This is a genomic window from Aquabacterium sp., assembly GCF_049274795.1.
GTDB lineage: Bacteria > Pseudomonadota > Gammaproteobacteria > Burkholderiales > Burkholderiaceae_C > Aquabacterium.
Genome location: NZ_JBASTH010000076.1, coordinates 1 through 3,292, shown reverse-complemented (window position 1 = coordinate 3,292; position 3,292 = coordinate 1). Strand labels below are relative to the sequence as shown.

Below are 3,292 nucleotides of genomic sequence, written 5' to 3'. Positions count from 1 at the left end.
TAGCTGCAAAGGCTTGGTGGTATAGACTTCTGGCGCTGGGATGTCGTTTATAATCGCGTCAAATATAGGTGTAAGATCAGCATTTTCTTCAGGATTTTCCGGCATCTCCTTCCAGGCTTTACCTTCGCGACCAATAGAAAAATACACAGGGTAGTGAAGCTGAGAATCATCAATTGCAAGCTCTAAAAACAAATCATCGATCTCATCTTTTACCTCAGTTACACGTCGAGAAGGCTTGTCGATTTTGTTGATAACTACAACTGGCTTGAGGCCGAGTTCCAAAGCTTTTGATAACACAAACTTTGTTTGTGGCATCGGACCTTCTTGGGCATCGACAATCAATAGTACGCCGTCGGCCATATTTAGGGTTCGCTCAACCTCACCGCTGAAATCTGCGTGTCCTGGAGTGTCAATAATGTTGATTTTGTAATCGTCATGGTACACAGCAGTTTGCTTAGCTGTGATAGTGATACCGCGTTCGTGCTCTTGGTCGCCACTGTCCATGATAAGGTCTTGGCTCATTTCGGCTTGGTTGTCGCGAAAGGTGTTGGATTGCTTCAGTAACCCATCCACCAAGGTAGTTTTACCGTGGTCAACATGGGCAATAATAGCAACGTTACGAATCTGTTTTGAATCTGTCATAAAAATAAACCCGATTAGCGGGCCTTCCTCTTAGCTTTATTGTAGCATACTTTCCTCTATAACTACAGAGATGATATAATAAAATCTACGCGCGAGTGGCGGAATTGGTAGACGCGCCAGCTTGAGGGGCTGGTGGCCTTAGGGCTGTGGAGGTTCAAGTCCTCTCTCGCGCACCAGACATAAATAAAAACCCTACGTTTGTAGGGTTTATTTAATTTCAATGAAATGTGACTCACTTTATGGTGCCGAGTTGGGTCGAGGCGTTTTTAGCGCCCCGACCCGTTGTCGCAATTGCGACGCCATGCGTTTTGACGTAACACGGTTGTATTGTGGTGAATTCGCCAACCCTCATGGTTGCATGTTGAAACTTCTTTGCAAGGCTCCTTAATGGGCCGCCCCTGCAACTCAGCCCGAAGGCGTCGCAGCTTTAGGGTTGCACCAGGTTCTCCATTTGCATGGGCGATCTCAGCTTGACCGATTTCCCGAAGAAGACGTGCTGTCTCCATTTCAGGTGCTTTGGTGTTGCTGTAGAACTTATCGCCAGACAAAAAAAGCTTGAAGAGCTCCCAGAAACCTGCGGTCTTGATCTTGCGTTTCTTTTTGTTAAACAACTGATCACGCTCCTAATGAGTCACTAGCCAAGAATCATTCTTAGCCATAGTTTAATTATACACTATAAAGCTTAAAAAAGCAAGCACAAGCTTGCTCTCTTAATAGGCAGGGTTTGCTGCTGTATAAGCGTAACTACGATTGTCCACCACAACAACTCCATTAGTACGTACAGGCACACACTCCCTACCTAATACGGATACTACCATAAGCTTGTTTGCTTTTAAATACCCAAAAAAATATAACTGTGGAAAACTAACGTTAATGCTATATACTTACTGATATGAGAATTATAGCCGGCAGGTTAGGCGGATTGCAATTTAAAGCACCAAGAGGACATCGCACCCACCCTATGAGCGATCGAGTTCGAGGCGCTTTGTTTAACTCGCTTGGCAATATTGAAGGACTCAGTGTGCTTGATGCTTTTGCAGGCACTGGCGCACTTTCTTTTGAAGCTATTAGTCGCGGTGCAAAAAAAACTGTTTCTATCGATATAGATGTAAAAGCCGTTAAAGTTATGCAAGAAAGTGTGACTAAGCTACGAATCGAAAATCAATGCAAAGTGGTACGAGCAAATGCATCCAGCTGGTCTAGCAACAACAAAAACATGTTGTTTGACATTGTTATAGCTGCTCCACCATATGACAATCTACAGCCTTTCGTCGTAGCTAAGCTAACTAGACATGTTAAATCTGGCGGCATGTTCCTACTTGACTGGCCGGCATCCGAGGAACCACCTAGCCTCAATACTATGAAGCTTATCGATGCCAGAAAGTATGGCAATGCTCAAATCGCTTTTTATGTGCCTGTCTAGTTTTTTCTTGCACTTTCCAGCCACGCAAATGCAACAGTTTTGATAATAATAGGGATAAGCTCATTTTTTGTTTGCCTAGCAAGCGTTGGAGTCCACCCCCAATGAGTAAAGGTTTCATACATATGTAAACTAGAGATTTCTTCTAGAGATTTTAGAAAGACTTTTTCGAAACCATCTTTTTCAAGCCATCTTATGTCTTCGTCGCTTAACGATAGCTTACTAGCTCGCAGAGGCGTAATCGCGCTAGCTACACCAAGCTCAAATAAAACATGAGAAGTCATAACTCCCTTTGCGCCCCAGAAATCCCAGTTATTTTTTATCTTTTGCCGTTTGCTACCTCCGGAAATGATAAGTTTTTTACGAACTGAATCTCTGGTTTCTTTTGGCTCTCCTCTTACTTCTTCGAGGTGTTCTTCAAGTGGGAAGTGGTGAGCTGGAGTTAGGCCGTCAACAACAGAATGCGCAAGCCAAGCAGCTTCAAAAGCAGCTCTCTGCTCGTCATTTTCAACCAAAGCGTGCGCTAAATTCTCTTGGTGGTGCCGGATACTCTCGAGCAGCTCATTGTCGGTTGGGTCTTTTGGGTCAATAAAATGCCACGGTTCGTCAGCACCGGGGTTTTTACGTTTAATGCCATCTGGGCCATTTTTTCCTTCAAAATGCTGGATATTTTTAAGAGACGGGAAGAAAGAAGTAGTTTTTTCGGCTGTTAACCTATGGGCTACTTTATTTATCTTTTGATGCACACCTAGTACAGTGCCAGATTTATGGTGAAAGGTTGTTCCAGAATACATAAATGCGCCTTTGGCTTATGAGACAAACCTACGGTTTTTCTCATCGCGCAGGGCGACGAAATAAATTCGATCGCTCTGGCTGCTCTTTTCCCTTTCTTTAATTGATAATTGCATACCTGTTAGTTTAGTGAGGTAATTCTTTGATATTTTTTTACTTGCTCATACAACTCTTTATATTGTAACAAATCATTGTCGTTTTTTAAGAAAGTATCTACTGCTTTTTGGACGGACGCAATGGATTTTGTATCTGCCAGTGAAGCTATCTGTAAGTTTAATTGACCATGCTGAGCGTGGCCATATATTTCACCCGGACCCCTAAGTTGCAAATCAACTTCGCTAAGATAAAAGCCGTCGTTCGATTTTTCGAGTTCACGAAGACGTCTGGTAGGTCTTAGGCTGTCGCTCGACACTAAGAAGCAGTAGCTTTGATGAACAC

The 3,292-nt window shown here is 43.3% G+C and carries 3 protein-coding genes, 1 tRNA gene and 1 pseudogene; 2 read left to right on the top strand and 3 right to left on the bottom strand.

The window, feature by feature from the left end; all coding sequences use genetic code 11:
- Window positions 1-642: GTP-binding protein (locus WAQ08_RS11990; RefSeq protein WP_422191804.1), on the bottom strand; the 642-nt coding region annotated here is incomplete at its 3' end.
- Window positions 643-731: 89 nt separating this feature from the next.
- Here WAQ08_RS11990 and WAQ08_RS11985 point away from each other — a divergent pair.
- Together WAQ08_RS11985 and WAQ08_RS11980 are read left to right on the top strand one after the other, a co-directional pair.
- Window positions 732-818 (top strand) — tRNA-Leu (locus WAQ08_RS11985).
- Between the two features lie 716 nt (window positions 819-1,534).
- Window positions 1,535-2,065, top strand: a complete 531-nt coding sequence (locus tag WAQ08_RS11980; protein WP_422191803.1) for an RsmD family RNA methyltransferase — start codon at window positions 1,535-1,537, stop codon at window positions 2,063-2,065.
- Here the strand turns inward: WAQ08_RS11980 and WAQ08_RS11975 are convergent.
- Together WAQ08_RS11975 and WAQ08_RS11970 are read right to left on the bottom strand one after the other, a co-directional pair.
- Window positions 2,062-2,856, bottom strand: coding sequence for a hypothetical protein (locus WAQ08_RS11975; RefSeq protein WP_422191802.1), 795 nt, complete (start codon window positions 2,854-2,856; stop codon window positions 2,062-2,064). The genes WAQ08_RS11980 and WAQ08_RS11975 overlap by 4 nt on opposite strands.
- A 119-nt stretch (window positions 2,857-2,975) precedes the next feature.
- A pseudogene (locus WAQ08_RS11970) lies at window positions 2,976-3,292 on the bottom strand (DNA helicase RecG); the annotation flags it as partial.